The organism is Streptomyces sp. NPDC031445 (assembly GCF_055581365.1).
The window spans coordinates 452809-468923 of the sequence record NZ_JBVIJO010000004.1 but is presented as its reverse complement, the minus strand read 5'-3'; the positions used below and the strand labels follow the sequence as shown (position 1 = coordinate 468923).

The following is a 16115-nucleotide window of genomic DNA, read 5'->3' as shown; positions in this document are numbered from 1 at the left end:
GTCGTCGTCCGCTTGTCAGTCGGTGGCCAGGTGAACATCGAAGAGGTCCTCGGGCGCGGGCAGAGTGGATTCGTCATGAGGATCCAGCTTCCACGGCTCGCCATTGCAGGTGAGTTGGGGCAACTCGTCGCCCCCGGCGGCCTCCTCCGGAGGGTCGAACGTGCAACGTGGCTCGATCACTGCCGTAGCGGAAGCCTTGGAGTGGATGTCCTCCGTGCCAGGGACAACGGAATGTCCGACCGACTTCTTCGTTTCGACATCGACCGTGTACCGCAGAAGCTGCCAGTTGCAGTCATTCAGCGTGGCATCGTTCTGGGCCGCGAGGTGTTGCGCAGGCGCACAGGGGTTGTCGACCGGCGTCTCGCCGTGGAAGACGTCCTCCCACTTGTCCGGGTCGAGCAGATCGGCCACCCATGCGGCCGCGAGTTGGTCGCGCCCGTTCTGGGCGGCAGCCAGCACGGCCGCGTCAGCGGCTGTCTGAGCGCCGCCACGGTTCACTGCCGCCTGCCCCACGGCAAGGTAGGCGAACGCAAGAAAGAGCAGGCCCGCCACCACCGTGATGTAGATGGGGAAGGCCTGCCCGGAGTCGCCGCGTGTGCGCCGGACGGTCAGGTGATCTCGGTGATCTTGGACTTGATCTTGTCGAGGATCGTCTTGCCGATGTCCGTACCTGTGATCGCCAGAACGATCGCCACCACTACGGCGATGATGCCCAGGTACTCGACCGCGGTTTGTCCCCGGTCGCCGCCACGGCGGCGCATGGCCTCGACCGTTGTGTTCTTCCAGCCGTTCACGCGAACCTTGGTCGCTACAGCCGTCTTCAGCAAAAGATCGCTCACGGTGCTCCCCTCCGGGCTTGGTCCCGACCGACGCACCGTAGAGCGCTCCCACTAGCTGAACAGAGGGCCCCAGGGCCCAACCCCAGGCCCATTCGGCGGGACGGGTTCGTTGCTCTCGGGGCATGTCACGCCACCCCCAGCCACTTCGCCGTCGCCTGGGACCTCGTGGTGCTGTGGAGCTTGGCGAAGATGCGGTTGATGTGGTTCTTGACCGTCTTCTCGCTGATGAAGCAGGCCGCGGCGATCTGCTGGTTGGTCATGCCGGACGCGATGAGGTCCATGATCTCCGCCTCCCTGCCGCTCAGCCGGAACCGTGACCGGAACGACTGTCCCACAGACGGTTGCACATGCGAAAGGGTCTTGGGCGATAAAGGTGGCTCGGTGAGCGGCAATTGGGCAGGGGTGTGTGCAGGTGCATCCTCCCGCAGCCCCTCCAGCAACGCCCTCGCCGCCCCCGGCGTCACATGCGGACGGCCCTCCCGTACATCCCGTACCGCCCTCACCAACTGCTCCGTCGTGAACTCGCCGTGCACCAGATATCCCCCCGCCCCCAGCCGCAGCGCCTCCCGCACGGTCTCCGTCTCGTGGCTGTAGGTGAGCATCATGACGGGGGCCAGCCCCACCAGGTGGGGCAACGCCGAGATTCCGTCGAGTCCGGGCATGCGGACGTCGAGGAGGATGACGTCCGGCCGGTGCCGGACCGCCTCCTCGTACGCCTCCCGCCCGTCCCTCGCCTCCGCCACCACCGTGGTGTCCGGGTGGGCCGACAGCAGGGCCGTCAGACCGGCGCGGACGACGGGGTTGTCGTCGGCGACCAGCAGCCGCAGCGGCGGGGACGCGGGCGCCGGCGGCGGGAGGGGCTGTGGTGGTCGTCGGGGGCGCATGGGCCTCCTCTCAGGGCTGTCGGGACACGGGTGGCGGTGCCGGCAGGGGGACCTCCAGGCGGACCTCCGTGCCGCGTTCGTGGGTGCCCCTTCCGATGCGGATCCGGGCACCGGCCTGGGCTGCCCGTTCGACCATGCCGAGCAGGCCGAAGTGGCCCGAGCGGCGGAGCTCTTCGAGTGCGGTGCCCGGCGGGAGGCCCCTGCCGTCGTCGTGGACCGTGACCCGGAGCAGGTGGCCGTCGACCGCGGCCCGTAGGTCCACGCGGGTCGCGGACGCGTGCCGGTGGGCGTTCTCCAGCGCCTCGGTGACGATGGCGAGGACGTGGCGGGCCAGGGGGTCCGGGAGCACGGGGAGGCCGGCCTCCTCCTGCCCTCCCCAGCCGCACCTGACCCGTAAGCCCGTGCGCCGCGTGAAGTCCGTCGCGCGGTGTGCCAGTTCCTGCCACAGCGCGGTCCGCTCCGGCGTGTCCGGCTGGTCCCGGCGCAGGTCCGTCAGCAGCTCCCGGGACTCCGCCGCCGCCCTGCGCGCCGAGCGGGACACCAGTTCCGCCTGTTCCCTGATGCGGGCCGGATCGGGGGTCCCGGACGACGCCGTGGCCGCCAGGCCGTCCGCCGCGAGGGCGACGCCGTACAGGGTCTTGGCCACGGAGTCGTGCATCTCGCGGGCCAGCCGGGCGCGTTCCGCGCTCACCGCCTCCGCCGCCGCGAGGCGGGCCTGGACCGTCGTCAGGGCCTGGGTCGCGGTGCCGAAGCGGAGCATCAGGTTGCGCAGGGTGGAGCCCATGGCACCGGCGATGACGCAGAGGCCGGGGAGGAGGAGGGCCTCCGCCACCGGCGCGTGGCGGTCGGCCTTCAGCGTGGCGTGGACCAGGAGCAGGATCAGGGACTGGAGCGAGGCGAAGCAGGCGGCGCCGCGCCAGCCGTAGACCAGGCCGGCCAGGAGCGGGGTGCAGACGCTGACGTAGGCGAGGGTGGTGTCCGGGCCGGCGGAGATCAGGAGGAAGGAGCCGAAGAGGGTGTCGGCGGCCAGGAGGCTGGGGTGGCGCAGCAGGAGGGGACCGAAGCGTTCCCAGTCGCGGAAGAGGACGTAGGACACCATGAAGGTGACGACCACGGCCGCGCCGACCAAGCGGGCGCCCAGGCCGGGGGCCGCGTTGAGGAGGGCGGCGGGGGCCGACAGGACGATCATCGCCAGACGGAAGCCGAAGACCTGGCGGCACAGGGCCTGGAGGGCGCGGATCTGGAGCTTCTCGGAGGGCTCGGCCGGGGGCGCCGCCGTCACCGGCACCGTCCCCGCCGCCGTCGGGTGCGGTGGGGCCTCCGCCTCGGCACCGGCGGCCCCTGGATGCCGCCTGAGCCCGGCCGCCCCCGGCTCCCGCTCCGCCCCGGCCACCTCCGGCCCCCGCTCCGCCCCGGCCGCCGCAGGGTCCGGCCGCAACCCGGCCACCCCCGCATCCCGCTCCGCCCCGGCCGCCCCCGCACCCCGCTCCGCCCCGGCCGCCGCAGGCTCCCGCTTGGGCCCGGCCGCCCGCAGCCACGCCCCGGCGCGGGTCACGCCCGCGTGTACGCCCCGGCCCGTACGCCACCTCAGCACCGTCGAACCCGTCACCGTCACGGCCGTCGTCACTCCCCCGTGAGCGAGCCGAAGTCCACGCCGGAGCCGAGGAGCAGGCCCGCGCCCAGCAGGAGCATCGTCGCCGGGACCATGAACGTGGTGATCATCAGCGTGGCCTTCGGCACCGCCCGGGCGGCCTTGCGGCGGGCGTTCTGGGCGTCGGTGCGGCGCATGTCCTTGGCCAGGGAGACCAGTGTGTCCACGATGGGCGCCCCCAGCTCCTCGCCCTGCTGCAAGGCCGTGACGAACATGGCCACCTGCTCGGAGTCGTTGCGCCGCCGCAGCTCCGCGAAGGCCTCGCGGCGGCTCATGCCGAGGTCCATCTGGCGCAGGGTGATGCGCAGTTCGTCGGCCCACGGGCCCTCGTAGCGGGAGGCGACCCGGTCCAGGGCCTGCCGGAAGCCGAGCCCCGCGCTGACCACCACGGCGAGGACGTCCAGGAAGTCCGGCAGGGTGCGTTCGATGACGTCCTTGCGGACCCGGATCGCCGACCAGAGGCCGACCTCCGTCCAGAACGCGCCGAACAGGAGCAGCAGGACGGCCACGAACCACTGGCCGCGCAGGAGGAACACCAGGAAGCCCACGCCGCCGAGGGCGCCGTAGACCGCGCGGCGGGCCGCGTAGCGGTCGATGGTCAGGCCGCCGGGGTTGCCCGCGAGGTCGATCTTGCGGCGGTACCTGGCCACCAGGCGCGGGCCCATCAGGCGCTGCACGGCCGGGGCGTAGCGCATGCCCATGCGGTCGACGACCGAGCCGACCGCGCCGGTGCGGGTGGCGCCGACCTCCAGGGCGACGGCGAGGTCGCCGGGGAGCCGGGCGTCCGCGCGGTACATGCGGATGCCGGCGAAGACGCCCCAGACGCCGAGGCCCATCAGCAGGGCGAGCAGGTATGGCATCGGGTCACCTCCCTCACACGTCGATCCGGCTCATCCGGCGGATGAGGACGAAGCCGACGGCGTACATGGCGAACGCGATGATCACGCACGCCTGGCCGACCGGTGAGCCGGTCATGCGGTCGAGCGCGCCGTCCTTGACGCCGTTCATCAGGAACAACGCGCCGATCCCGAGGACAGGCACGGCGTACGACGTCATGGTCACCTGGGAGAGCTGGGTGCGGATCTCACGCCGGGTCTCCTTGCGCGCCTCCAGGGTCTCGGTGAGGTTCCGCAGGGCGGAGACCACCTGGCCGCCGGCCCGGTTGGACAGGACCAGCGTGGTGACGAGGACGACCAGTTCGCGGGAGGGGAGGCGGTCGGCCAGCTCGCCGAGGGCGTCGTCCAGGGAGTGGCCGACGGCCAGCTGGTCGGCGACCTTGGCCAGTTCCTCGCCGGCCGGCGCCTCCAGCTCCTCCGCCGCCATGCCGATCGCGGTGCGCAGGGCGAGTCCGGCCTGGGTGGCGTTGGCCAGGATGCGGGCCAGTTCGGGGAGTTGGTTGATGAAGCGTTCGATGCGTTTCTGCCGCTGCCAGTTGAGGAACTGCACCGCCGCCCAGATGCCCAGCAGGCCCGCGAGCGGCCCGAAGAACGGGGCGAGGGTGGCCTGGCCGATCAGCCACAGCGCGGCCACCGTCGCGAGCATGGCCGCGAAGAACTCCCCCGGTGTGACGTCCAGGCCGGTGGCCGCCAGGCGCCGCTCCAGCCAGCGGCCGAGGCGGGTGCGGCGCAGCCGCCGGTCCAGGTCGCGGAAGCGGCGTGTGCGGCCGGCCGGGGGTGGCGCGCCGGTGTGCGCGAGGCGGTCCACGAGGGCGGCGCGCCGGGCCCGGCCGGAGGCGTAGGCGTGCACGCCGGCCACCGCCAGGACGCAGGTCAGCAGCGTCACGCCGGTGGTGAGCTGGACGAGGGTGTGCAGTTCCATGGTCCTTGAGTCCTACCTGGCTTCTCGGGTGGCGAGCTGGTCGGCGGAGCGGGCGACGCCGAAGGCCTGCGGGACGGGCTGGCTCGCCATGTAGAGGCGGTCGGCGGTGCGGCGGGGCAGCGGGAAGTACCGGAACTCGCCGTACACGCGGCCGTCCGGGGTCATGGGCCGCGCGTCGAAGCGCGCCGCGGTCGCCAGCCGGTACGGTTCCCCGCCGTGGCTGTCGAGCAGCGCGATCTCGGTGATCCGGCGGGCGCCGTCGGCGAACCGGGTGAGCTGGACGATGACGTCGACCGCGCTGTTGATCTGGTCGTGCAGGGCGACGAAGGGCACCTCGACGTCGGACATGGAGGCCAGGGTCTGCAACCGGGTCAGCGCGTCCTCGGCGCTGTTGGCGTGCACGGTCGCCAGCGAGCCGTCGTGGCCCGTGGACATCGCCTGGAGCATGTCGAGGGACTCCCCGCCGCGGACCTCGCCGACCACGATCCGGTCGGGGCGCATCCGCAGGGAGTTGCGGACCAGGTCCCGGATGGTGATCTGCCCCTTGCCCTCCACGTTCGGCGGGCGTGACTCCAGGCGGACCACGTGGCTCTGCTGGAGCTGGAGTTCGGCGGAGTCCTCGATGGTGATGATGCGCTCGTGCGGCGGGATCAGCCCGGACAGGGCGTTGAGCAGGGTGGTCTTGCCGGTGCCGGTCGCGCCGGAGACGATGATGTTGAACTTCGCCTGCACCAGGCCCGCCAGCAGGTACACCATGTGCTCGTCCAGCGAGCCGAACCCGATCAGCTCCTGGAGGGTGAAGGAGCGCGGGAAGCGGCGGATGGTGAGGATGGGGCCGGTCAGGGAGAGCGGCGGGATGATGACGTTGACCCGCTCGCCGGAGGGCAGGCGGGCGTCCACCATGGGGTTCGACTCGTCCACGCGGCGGTTGACCGTCGACACGATCCGCTCGATGGTCTGCATGAGCTGGTCGGCGGAGACGAACCGGAGGGGCAGTTGTTCCACCCGGCCGCCGCGCTCGACGAAGACGGCGTCCGGGCCGTTGACCATGATCTCCGTGATCGACGCGTCCTCCAGCAGGGGCTCCAGGATGCCGAGGCCCAGCGCCTCGTCCACGACCCGGCGGATCAGCTGGGAGCGCTCGACCGTCGACAGCACCGGGCCCTCGCGGCTGATGATGTGCCCGAGCACCCGCTCCAGCCGCGCCCGGCGTTCGGCGGCGGCCAGCGAGCTCATCTCCGCGAGGTCGATCTCCTCCAGCAGCTTGGCCCGGTAGGAGGCGACCAGGTGCCCGTCCTCGCCCCGGCTGCCGTGCTCCTCCGGGGTGCTGATGCGTGACCGCAGACTCATGGGGTCGCCTCTCCTCGGTCAGTGGTCGAGCGGCATGGTGGCGGACTTGGTGGCGGAGCCGAGGTCCCAGACGACGGTGGGGATGCGGACGGTCGCGGTGACGGTGACCGAGTCGCCCCCTCCCCCGCTCTGGCCGCACTGCACGGAGAGGCCACCGCTGACCGCGTCGGCGCACGCCTGCCCCACGTCCTGGTGCAGGGAAGCCGCCCGCGCCCCCGCTCTGGCCGCCGTACCGGCCTGCTCGGCCGCGTAGGCGACGGCGCCGATCTGGATCCCGGCCAGCCCGACGATGAGCAGGACGGGGACGAACCCCAGGTATTCGATGGCCACTTGTCCCCGGTCGCGTCCCGGGCGGCGGTACGGCATGTCAGTGCTTCGCCTCCTCGACGGCTCCGGCGTGGCCGTGGACGGTGACGGGGAAGTCGATGAAGCCCGGGAAGAGGACGGGGACCTTGACGGCCACGTCGGCCGTCACGTAGCCGGTGCCACCGCAGTGCTCCACGCCGGCGCCCTCCCGCCATGCCCCCGACAGGTGCTTCAGTGCCGCCTGTTCACACACGCCGAACCGCTCCCCCGGAGGTGCCGCCGTCCCTGCCCGCACGCCCTCGTCCGCAGCATTCCCCGCGAGCGTGAAGGCGTACCCCACCAGTACGGCCTGCCACATGAGCACCAGCGTCAGCACGATCAGCGGGGTCATGCCCAGCAGCTCGACGCTCACCTGTCCCCGGTCCCGGTCCGGCCTTGTCATCAGGGGCTCACTCCTTCCGCCGCCGCAGGCTCACGGAGCCGCGTCCGCTTCCCCGGTGGGAGGCCCCTTCCGCGGCCTTCACCAGTCCCAGCTCGCCCGCGAGCGCCCACAGCGCCTGCTTGACCGTGCTCCTGGCGTCGAGTTCGTGGACCCGTCCGGCGTCCACGACCCCTTGCAGCTCCTTGAAGTTGGCGGGGACGGCCGTACGCGCCAGCGCCGTCCCGGTGATGCGCTGTACGAGGGCGGGCTGGATCTCCGTGTGGCGCGTGTGCCGGTTGACGACCACGGTCGTCTCCTCGGCCTTGCGGATCTGGAGCCGGTCCCACATCCGCACGGTCCGTTTGGCGGCGCGTACGGCGATGACGTCCGGGGTGGTGACCAGCAGCGCGGTGTCGGCCATCTCGACGGCCGCCGCGCCGGCCCCGCCGAGCTGGGCCCCGCAGTCGAGGACGACGACCTCGTAGCGCGAGCGCAGGGCGCTGACGAGCTGGCGGGTGGCGCGGTCGGTGACCTCCTCGCCGCGTTCGCCCTCGCCGGGGGCGAGGAGCAGGGCGAGCCCGGTGTCGTGGCGGAAGACGGCGTCGGCGAGGACGCGGGGCGAGATGTCGGTGATGCCGGCCAGGTCGGCCACCGAGCGGCGGAACTGGATGTCCAGGTAGGAGGCGACGTCACCGGTCTGGAGGTCGAGGTCGACCAGGACGGTGGCGCGGCCGGACGCCTGGGCCGCGAGGGCGAGCTGGATGGCGGTCAGCGTGGCGCCCACGCCTCCCTTGGCGCCGCTGACCGTGACGACGGTGCCGCCGGCCCCGGCGAGCGTCTCGGCGCCGTGCCCGAGGTGCCGCCGTACGCCCGTCGACCACTGGGCGACCGCCTGCACGCGGTTGGCGAGTTCCTCGTACGACAGCGGGAGCGCGACCAGGCCGCGGGCGCCGGAGTCCATGGCGGCGGCGAACAGGCCGGGGCTCGCGTCGGTGGTGACGAGGATGACGCCGACGGCCGGGAAGCGCAGGGCGACCTCGCGGATCAGTTCCAGGGCCGGGACCGGGCCGATCCGTTCGTGGACGACCACGACCTCGGGCAGTTCGTCGACCGACTCGGCGGCGAGCCGGGCGAGGGTGTCGACCAGCTGGGTGGAGTCGGTCACCGGGGGCTGCGGCTCGGCGTCGGGGAGCTGGCTGAGCAGGGTGGTGAGGGAGCGGACGGCGTCCGGGTCCGCGCCGGCCGGGAGGATCCTGGTGGGCATGGCCGCCTCTCACTTGTCCGTCGCGAGTTCGTAGGTGCGGTCCTTGTCGGGGACGCTGGTCTCGCTGCCGGGGGCCACGAGCGCGAGCCGGACGCGCTGGGCGAAGGACTCGGCGTAGGTGACGCGCTGGGCGTCGATGGTGGACAGCGCGAAGGTGATGGGGACGGCCTCGGTGGCCTGCCGGTCCTTGTCGCGGTCGGGTTCGAGGGCGGTGATCCGGCCGACGTCGATGACGCGGGCGTTGGTCACGATGATCTTCGACTGGTCGGGGTCGCCCTCCTTCTTCCCCTCGAAGGTGGCGTAGACGTTGACCCGCGACCCGGGGGTGATCTTGCCGGCCACCCCGGTCGCCGCGTCGATCATGATGGCGACCTCCTGCTGGCCGGGCTGGAGGGCGGGCCGGTCCACGATCATGTCGGTCTGGAGCAGGGAACCGGCGTGCAGGGTGGTCACGGCGATCTTGCCGCGGATCTGCCGGAGGTCGGTGACGGCGTTGCCGGACAGCCACCGCTTCGGCATCTCGATCTTCTCGAACTGGCCGGTGTCCAGTGCGGTGTACGGCTTCACCTCGGACCTGACCCGGTAGGCGGCGACCTCGGGCCCGACCTTGGAGTTCGCGTCGTGGATGACGGAGAGCACGCCGGCGAACGCGCCCAGCGCGCACAGGACGGACAGGATCAGGAGTATCACGCCGCGGCGCTGACGGGAGTTCATGGACCGTGCAACCTCATTGGGGGAATCGGTCGAGCGGGACGGGTCAGGTTCGCGCAGGTCAGGCGGGCGTTCGCTGTTCCAGGGCGCGGGGTGGCTCATACACGGGCGGGGTGGCGGAGCAGAAGACGCAGCGGTCGCCGATGACGTCCAGGCCGCACCAGTGGCAGCTGGTCTGCCGTACGGAGGTGACCAGCTGGTAGAGGACGGACAGGTCGGCGAGGTAGCCGCAGAACTCGACCATGCGGCCGGTCCCCCACCACACCGGGGACTCGGCGGGCAGCGGGGTCTCGCGCAGCCCGTGCACGCCCCACCGCGTGCCGAGCCCGGCGGCCCAGTCGCTCTGCAGCTGGCCCTTCGCGACCAGCATCCAGGTGCTGAACTCGGGTCCCTTGAGCTCGGCGTCGGGGGTCACCTTGACGAGCTGGGGCTCGGGGTGCGCGAGGACGGCGAACTGGCTGCCCGGCATCCAGGACCGGGCGTGCGCCTTGAGGCCGACCGGGACCCGGTCCAGCTTGGCGACGGAGCCGAGGACGGCGCCGGCGTGGATGTAGTGGGTGAGCAGCCGGCCGGCGGAGGCGAGCACACCCGGGCTCAGGTCGCAGGAGGCGAGCTGGCGCAGCTGCCGGGCCAGGACGGCGATGCCGAGCGGCGGCAGCTCCGGCCGGAACAGGGCGATGCGGTCGCTCTCCAGCAGCGAGCGCAGGGTGTGGAGCCGGCGTACGACCGGCTCCGGGGTGGCCTGTGAGCAGACGACGACCACATAGCCGTACTGCTCAATGAGGGCGGTGAGTTCGGTGAGGGCCTGGTCCAGCGGCTTGTCTGTGAGGCCGGCCAGCACGACGGCGGGCATGGTCCGCTCGTCCTGCGCCGGCAGCGCCATGTCGGCACTGGTCACGGCAATGGCAGTTGGCACGCGCAGCTCCCCGCTCTTCCCACCCGCCCGGCCAACCGGTGTCACTCCAGTGCGCCAGGACGACTTCATTGCGTGACTACCTGAGCACTGTATCCACGGGTGTATGGCCGGAGAACAGCGTTGGTGAAGCCGGTGTGGAACTGTCCCGGAGCAAGTCCCGCCAAACCCGGACAGGTTGAGCCACCGTTCGGAGACGGTTTTGGTCTGGACCTCTTGACACCCGGATTGGTCTGGACCAACTTAAGGGCGCAAGCGGTGGCCACCGCCCCCTCTCCTCCCTTCCCCGCCCACTCCCCACGGAGGCTCCAGTGGACCGCGCTCCAGGCATACCCAGACCACGCGGACGCCGGCTCGCGGCATGGTCCGCCGCCACCGCCCTGGCCCTCTCGGTCGCGGGCCTCGCCACGGCCGGCCCCGCGTCCGCCGCGGACGTCAACAACGTGAAGAACGCGGGCTTCGAGTCGGGCCTGGCCAACTGGACGTGCACGGCCGGCAGCGGCACGACGGTCACGTCCCCGGTGCACGGCGGCACCGCGGCCCTGAAGGCCACCCCGGCCGGCCAGGACAACGCCCAGTGCACCCAGTCGGTCACGGTCAAGCCCAACTCGACGTACACGCTGAGCGCGTGGGTCCAGGGCGGCTACTCCTACCTGGGCGTGACGGGCACCGGCACGACGGACGTCTCGACGTGGACCCCCGACTCGGCGTCCTGGAAGCAGCTGTCGACGACCTTCACCACCGGAGCCTCGACGACCTCGGTCACGGTCTACACCCACGGCTGGTACGGCCAGGCGGCCTACTACGCCGACGACATCTCGGTCTACGGCCCCGACGGCGGCGGAGGCGGCGACCCGGCCCCGACGGTCCCGGCGGCCCCGGCCGGCCTCTCCGTGACCGGCACGACGTCCTCCTCGGTCTCCCTGTCCTGGTCGGCGGTGTCGGGCGCGACCGGCTACAACGTGTACCGCAACGGCACGAAGGTCACGGCCGTGACCGGCACGTCGGCGACGGTGACCGGGCTCACGGCGGCCACGTCGTACTCCTTCCAGGTCACGGCGACCAACGCGGCCGGCGAGTCGGCCAAGTCGGCCACGGTGACGGGCACGACGGCCTCCGGCACGGGCGGCGGGGGCGGCGGCTCCCTGCCCAAGCACGCGGTGACCGGCTACTGGCAGAACTTCAACAACGGCGCCACGGTCCAGAAGCTCTCGGACGTCCCGTCGTCCTACGACATCATCGCGGTGGCCTTCGCCGACGCCACGTCGACCCCGGGAGCCGTCTCCTTCACCCTGGACTCGGCCGGCCTGAACGGCTACACCGTCGACCAGTTCAAGGCCGACATCAAGGCCAAGCAGGCCGCCGGCAAGAAGGTCATCGTCTCGGTCGGCGGCGAGAAGGGCTCGGTGTCGGTCAACGACGCGGCCTCGGCGTCCAACTTCGCCAACTCGGTCTACTCCCTGATGCAGACGTACGGCTTCGACGGCGTCGACATCGACCTGGAGAACGGCCTCAACGCGACCTACATGACGCAGGCGCTGCGCGCCCTGTCGTCGAAGGCGGGCTCCTCGCTGATCATCACGATGGCCCCCCAGACGATCGACATGCAGTCCACGTCGAACGCGTACTTCCAGACGGCCCTGAACATCAAGGACATCCTGACGGTCGTCAACACGCAGTACTACAACAGCGGTTCCATGCTGGGCTGCGACGGCAAGGTCTACAGCCAGGGCACGGTCGACTTCCTGACGGCGCTCGCCTGCATCCAGCTGGAGGGTGGCCTCTCCCCGTCCCAGGTCGGCCTCGGCGTCCCCGCCTCCACCCGCGCGGCGGGCAGCGGCTACGTCTCCCCGGCGGTGGTCGACAACGCCCTGGACTGCCTCACGGCGGCCACGAACTGCGGCACCTTCAAGCCGTCCAAGACGTACCCCGCACTCCGGGGCGCGATGACCTGGTCCACGAACTGGGACGCGACGGCGGGCAACGCATGGTCGAACACGGTCGGCCCCCACGTCCACGCCCTCCCGTGACCTGACCCCGCCCCCACCCGGCGCCCGGGCCTTTCGGTCCGGGCGCCGTCTTGCGCGAGGCCCGACGGCGACGGCAAAGCGTCCATACAATCAGGCCGACGGGAGCATCGGGAACCAGCGGCGGAGAAACGCAGTGATTGTTCAGCCTCGACTTGAAGTGCCGGCAAAGATTGCGGCGGGTATAGCCAGCGGTACGCTCATCCGGATCGGTGGCGTGGTTCGTGACGCCGCTAGTGGCAAAATCGTCGCGCTGCTGAAGGAAACACCCGGCACCGAGGGCGGCCAGGCGGCGCTGAAGCGTGCCGCAGCACTACTGAGATCTCCTGTTGCCGTGGCAGCCACTGCTGTGGGCGCGCTGGCCGTGGGAGCAACCGTGTACACCCTCGCGAAAAACCGGAAACAGACCGACAAGCGGGAAGTCCCCGAGTGCGTGACCAACCTCAACGCCTCCCTGCGCAGCTATCTGGACGCAGCTAGCAAAGGAAGCCTTGACGCGAACGTTATCGGAGAACTCATTTCCGGCTTGGACGCCGTGTCAGCGCACGCCGACAACACTGGCGTCGCCGTCGACTTCTCGACTGAGCTGTGGGAAGCACTGGCCGATCTTGTGGTCGATCACACACAACGACTCGCCGAGGCATATTCCGTCGACGCGGAAGAAATACCGGAAAAGGCGGAGACTTCCCCCAACAGCACGGTCATCAACCTGCGCCGCCATCTCGAAGCCCAGCGCCACATGATCGCGGGGACAGCATAATCAAAGGTGGGCCGAAACCTCGCTCGCTTCTAGCCCGACACTGGCCCAGAAGCGAGCGACCCAAGGGTTACCTGCTCACTCCCCGGTGAACAGCTCCGTGGCGTCCGCCGCGTGCACGGCTCGCTGGGCCCAGGTCTCCAGCTGGTCGAGATCCGTGCAGGCGTTCACCCGTTCGCGGACAGTGTCGGGCACGGGGATGCCGCGCCATTCCAGGATGCGGAGGGTCATCTCCTGGCGGTCCTGGATGCGCCCCTGCTCCATTCCCTCCTCGCGCACCTGTTCGGCCAGGGGGTGTCGCCAGAAGTACTGGATCGCCGTCATCAGATCCCTCCACATCTGCTTCGCCTGGGGGTCGGCCAGGCATGAGTCGACGAACTGCACGAAGACCGCGGCACTGTCGGGGTCGATGGTCCGCAGGGCGGCTGCCAGGGATTCCAGTATGGCCGCCGCCCGCGGCCCACGCCCGTGTGTCATCGCCGAGAGCACCGCAAGGGGGACGTCCCGCTCCGCCTGCCGCTCATCCGCGATCACCGGCACGTTGTCCGGCCCCAGCACCAGCGGCCGTACCGTCAGCGAGTCCCACCCCCGGAACCCGAACCGGATCGGACGCGAGGCCCATTTCGCCGTAGCGCTGCTCTGCGTGATCACGATCAGCACCGGCTCGCACCGGTACTTCTCGTACAGGTACGACAGGTAGTACGGCCAGCTGCCCCGCTTGCGCTCGTCCGCCTTCCCCTGCGCCTCCACCACCAGCAGATACGTGCCCTGGTCCGTCTCCGCCCGCAGCAACGTGTCCACCCGGCGCTCGACCGGTTCGATCTCCGTCAGGTCCACGTTCAGCGCCGCGATCTCCCGCGGCTCCGGGAACGGCACGTCCAGCACCCGCTGTAACGCCCGCGTCAGCAACGCCGGATCCTTCTGGAAGATCCGGTGCAGCGCCTCATGCGACGAGCCGACCATCAGCTCTCCTTTCGTACGACGTGATCAACGAGTCAGGCCGCCGCGAGTTCGCACGTACTTCCCCCGGTCCCCGAACCGCGCCGACGGCTGCCACCCCCAGTCCTGGGCGCAGGACGTCACCAGGCCCAGCCCCCGCCCCTCCTCCGAGTGCAGCGCCTGCTCCAACGGCACCGGCGGCTCCGGCGGCGCCGGGTCCGTGTCCCACGCCCCGATCCACACCAGGCCCTGCGGGGAGCGCCGCACCGTCCCGTTCCTGGACGACTTCGCCGGCGCCGGGAGTGCCATGGTGCACCTGGGCGGAGCCGTTCCCCGGCTGGACACCGTCGTGCGAGACGCTCCGCACGGCACGGCGTTCATCGACTCGGAAGCACAGCTGGAGCACTTTCGAAGGCTGTTCCATAGGGTGAGGGAGCAGGCGCTGTCCCCCGAGCGGTCGCGTGACCTGATCCACCAGTTGACGAAGGAGCTGTGAGGACCGGTGACCACCCCCACCTCGTGGAAGAAGTCGTCCTTCTCCGGTGGAGGTGAGGGCAACGACTGCGTCGAAGTCGCCCACCTGGACACCCACATATCCATCCGCGACTCCAAGGCCCCCACCCGAGCCACCCTCACCCTCCCGGCCCGCGCCTTCGTCGCCTTCGTCGAAGCGCTGAAGGCCCGCCCGTACGGGGGCTGAGAGGCGCGTCCGCACCGCCCCGCCGTTTCCGGTCGTTCCGTCCGCCCGTACTTGACCTGATCATGCCAACCCTCCACCATGAGCGCCAACCCGCACAGCGAACCCACAGGGAGCCCGACCGAAGGCCCCCGTCGGTTCGTCCGCACGTCGCACGGGAACACCCCACCTCCACCCCCCAAGGAGAGTTCATGCGACTTCGCATCCGCGGCTCCGGCGCGCGTGGCAGCAGACGTACCGCCGCTCTCGGCGCGCTGCTGGCCCTCGCGCTCGCCGCTCCCGTCTCGGCCACCGTCGGACAGGCCGCCCGCGCCGACGGTGTCCGGAAGGTCGAGCCCACCGGTGACGACATCCGGCAGTACGAGATCCAGCAGCGCACGACGCCCGTGACCCGCACGGCCATCCAGGCGGCCGGCGTCACCGTCGACGAGGCCGACGAGGAGAGCGTCGTCGTCTCCGGGCGGCCCGCGCAGATCCGCAGGCTGCGGGAACTGGGGTACGACGTACAGCCGTTGGGGAACGTGCCGCAGCGGTCCGGGGCGCGGCTCTACGACTTCCCCACCGCCGACGCGAAGTACCACAACTACGCCGAGATGAACGCTGAGATCGACCAGCGGCTGGCCGCCTACCCGGGCATCATGAGCAAGCGGGTGATCGGCAAGTCGTACCAGGGGCGGGACATCGTCGCCATCAAGGTCAGCGACAACGTCGGCACCGACGAGGACGAGCCGGAAGTCCTGTTCACCGCCCACCAGCACGCGCGGGAGCACCTGACCGTGGAGATGGCGCTGTACCTGCTGCGCGAACTCGGCGCGGGGTACGGGTCCGACTCCCGGATCACGAACATCGTCAACAGCCGGGAGATCTGGATCATCCCCGACCTGAATCCGGACGGGGGCGAGTACGACATCGCCAGCGGGTCGTACCGGTCATGGCGGAAGAACCGGCAGCCCAACTCCGGTTCCTCGTACGTCGGCACGGACCTGAACCGGAACTGGAACTACAAGTGGGGCTGCTGCGGCGGGTCGTCGGGGTCGGCGTCCTCCGAGACCTACCGCGGGTCCGCCGCCGAGTCCGCCCCCGAGGTGAAGGTCGTCTCCGACTTCGTGCGCGGCCGGGTCGTCGGCGGCAAGCAGCAGATCAAGGCCGGCATCGACTTCCACACCTACAGCGAGCTGGTGCTGTGGCCGTTCGGGTGGACGTACAACGACACCGCCACCGGCATGACCGCGGACGACGCCGCCGCGTTCAAGGCCGTGGGGCAGAAGATGGCCGCCAGCAACGGGTACACGGCGGAGCAGTCCAGCGACCTGTACATCACCGACGGGTCCATCGACGACTACCTCTGGGGCGTGCACAAGATCTTCGACTACACCTTCGAGATGTACCCGACGTCCAGTTCCGGAGGCGGGTTCTACCCGCCCGACGAGGTCATCGAGCGGGAGACCTCCCGGAACAGGGACGCCGTGTTGCAGCTGCTGGAGAACGCCGACTGCATGTACCGGTCGATCGGCAAGGCCGCCCAGTACTGCGGTTAG

At 70.8% G+C, this 16115-nt stretch carries 18 protein-coding genes and 1 pseudogene; 5 read left to right on the top strand and 14 right to left on the bottom strand.

The features are described 5' to 3' along the window. Positions 1-15: 15 nt before the first annotated feature. From ACZ5DC_RS14855 to ACZ5DC_RS14800, 12 genes are all read right to left on the bottom strand, one after another. Positions 16-612, bottom strand: a complete 597-nt coding sequence (locus ACZ5DC_RS14855; RefSeq protein ID WP_468652816.1) for a pilus assembly protein TadG-related protein — start codon at positions 610-612, stop codon at positions 16-18. After that, a complete protein-coding gene (locus ACZ5DC_RS14850) occupies positions 609-839 on the bottom strand; it encodes a hypothetical protein (protein WP_079082270.1) in 231 nt (76 codons plus the stop codon). Before ACZ5DC_RS14850 ends, ACZ5DC_RS14855 begins: the two co-directional genes overlap by 4 nt. 125 nt (positions 840-964) lie before the next feature. Beyond that, a complete protein-coding gene (locus ACZ5DC_RS14845) occupies positions 965-1723 on the bottom strand; it encodes a response regulator (protein WP_468652711.1) in 759 nt (252 codons plus the stop codon). A gap of 10 nt (positions 1724-1733) precedes the next feature. Beyond that, positions 1734-3338, bottom strand: a complete 1605-nt coding sequence (locus tag ACZ5DC_RS14840; protein WP_468652709.1) for a sensor histidine kinase — start codon at positions 3336-3338, stop codon at positions 1734-1736. An 8-nt stretch (positions 3339-3346) separates the two neighbouring features. After that, positions 3347-4234 (bottom strand): DUF5936 domain-containing protein, encoded by an 888-nt coding sequence (locus ACZ5DC_RS14835; RefSeq protein ID WP_468652707.1) that lies wholly within the window; start codon positions 4232-4234, stop codon positions 3347-3349. 13 nt (positions 4235-4247) lie between these two features. Further along, entirely contained in the window at positions 4248-5192 is a 945-nt protein-coding gene (locus ACZ5DC_RS14830) for a type II secretion system F family protein (protein ID WP_468652705.1), read from the bottom strand. Between the two features lie 12 nt (positions 5193-5204). Next, positions 5205-6542, bottom strand: coding sequence for a CpaF family protein (locus ACZ5DC_RS14825; protein ID WP_468652703.1), 1338 nt, complete (start codon positions 6540-6542; stop codon positions 5205-5207). A gap of 18 nt (positions 6543-6560) precedes the next feature. Next, the gene (locus tag ACZ5DC_RS14820; RefSeq protein ID WP_468652701.1) at positions 6561-6908 is read right to left on the bottom strand and encodes a TadE/TadG family type IV pilus assembly protein; all 348 of its coding nucleotides are present in this window, start codon (positions 6906-6908) and stop codon (positions 6561-6563) included. 1 nt (position 6909) lies between these two features. Further along, positions 6910-7290 (bottom strand): pilus assembly protein, encoded by a 381-nt coding sequence (locus tag ACZ5DC_RS14815; protein ID WP_366748771.1) that lies wholly within the window; start codon positions 7288-7290, stop codon positions 6910-6912. Between the two features lie 7 nt (positions 7291-7297). Beyond that, a complete protein-coding gene (locus tag ACZ5DC_RS14810; RefSeq protein ID WP_468652699.1) occupies positions 7298-8533 on the bottom strand; it encodes an AAA family ATPase in 1236 nt (411 codons plus the stop codon). Between the two features lie 9 nt (positions 8534-8542). Next, positions 8543-9247 (bottom strand): Flp pilus assembly protein CpaB, encoded by a 705-nt coding sequence (gene cpaB / locus ACZ5DC_RS14805; RefSeq protein WP_468652697.1) that lies wholly within the window; start codon positions 9245-9247, stop codon positions 8543-8545. A 58-nt stretch (positions 9248-9305) separates the two neighbouring features. Next, on the bottom strand, positions 9306-10229 hold the full coding sequence (locus tag ACZ5DC_RS14800) for a hypothetical protein (protein ID WP_468652695.1): 924 nt from the start codon (positions 10227-10229) through the stop codon (positions 9306-9308). Between the two features lie 239 nt (positions 10230-10468). Here ACZ5DC_RS14800 and ACZ5DC_RS14795 point away from each other — a divergent pair, with 239 nt between their 5' ends. Both ACZ5DC_RS14795 and ACZ5DC_RS14790 read left to right on the top strand, forming a co-directional pair. Then, on the top strand, positions 10469-12187 hold the full coding sequence (locus ACZ5DC_RS14795; RefSeq protein ID WP_468652693.1) for a chitinase: 1719 nt from the start codon (positions 10469-10471) through the stop codon (positions 12185-12187). 133 nt (positions 12188-12320) lie between these two features. Next, the gene (locus tag ACZ5DC_RS14790) at positions 12321-12944 is read left to right on the top strand and encodes a hypothetical protein (protein ID WP_468652691.1); all 624 of its coding nucleotides are present in this window, start codon (positions 12321-12323) and stop codon (positions 12942-12944) included. A 75-nt stretch (positions 12945-13019) separates the two neighbouring features. Here the strand turns inward: ACZ5DC_RS14790 and ACZ5DC_RS14785 are convergent, their stop codons facing one another. Both ACZ5DC_RS14785 and ACZ5DC_RS14780 read right to left on the bottom strand, forming a co-directional pair. Next, the gene (locus ACZ5DC_RS14785; protein WP_468652689.1) at positions 13020-13904 is read right to left on the bottom strand and encodes an RpnC/YadD family protein; all 885 of its coding nucleotides are present in this window, start codon (positions 13902-13904) and stop codon (positions 13020-13022) included. A gap of 24 nt (positions 13905-13928) precedes the next feature. Then, entirely contained in the window at positions 13929-14189 is a 261-nt protein-coding gene (locus ACZ5DC_RS14780) for an ATP-binding protein (RefSeq protein WP_468652687.1), read from the bottom strand. Here ACZ5DC_RS14780 and ACZ5DC_RS14775 point away from each other — a divergent pair. The 3 genes and pseudogenes from ACZ5DC_RS14775 to ACZ5DC_RS14765 form a co-directional block, all read left to right on the top strand. After that, a pseudogene (locus tag ACZ5DC_RS14775) lies at positions 14143-14376 on the top strand (Scr1 family TA system antitoxin-like transcriptional regulator); the annotation flags it as partial. The gene ACZ5DC_RS14780 and the pseudogene ACZ5DC_RS14775 sit on opposite strands and share 47 nt — an antisense overlap. Before the next feature lie 6 nt (positions 14377-14382). Further along, positions 14383-14580 (top strand): DUF397 domain-containing protein, encoded by a 198-nt coding sequence (locus tag ACZ5DC_RS14770; RefSeq protein WP_468652685.1) that lies wholly within the window; start codon positions 14383-14385, stop codon positions 14578-14580. A gap of 188 nt (positions 14581-14768) precedes the next feature. Further along, positions 14769-16115 (top strand): M14 family metallopeptidase, encoded by a 1347-nt coding sequence (locus ACZ5DC_RS14765; RefSeq protein ID WP_468652683.1) that lies wholly within the window; start codon positions 14769-14771, stop codon positions 16113-16115.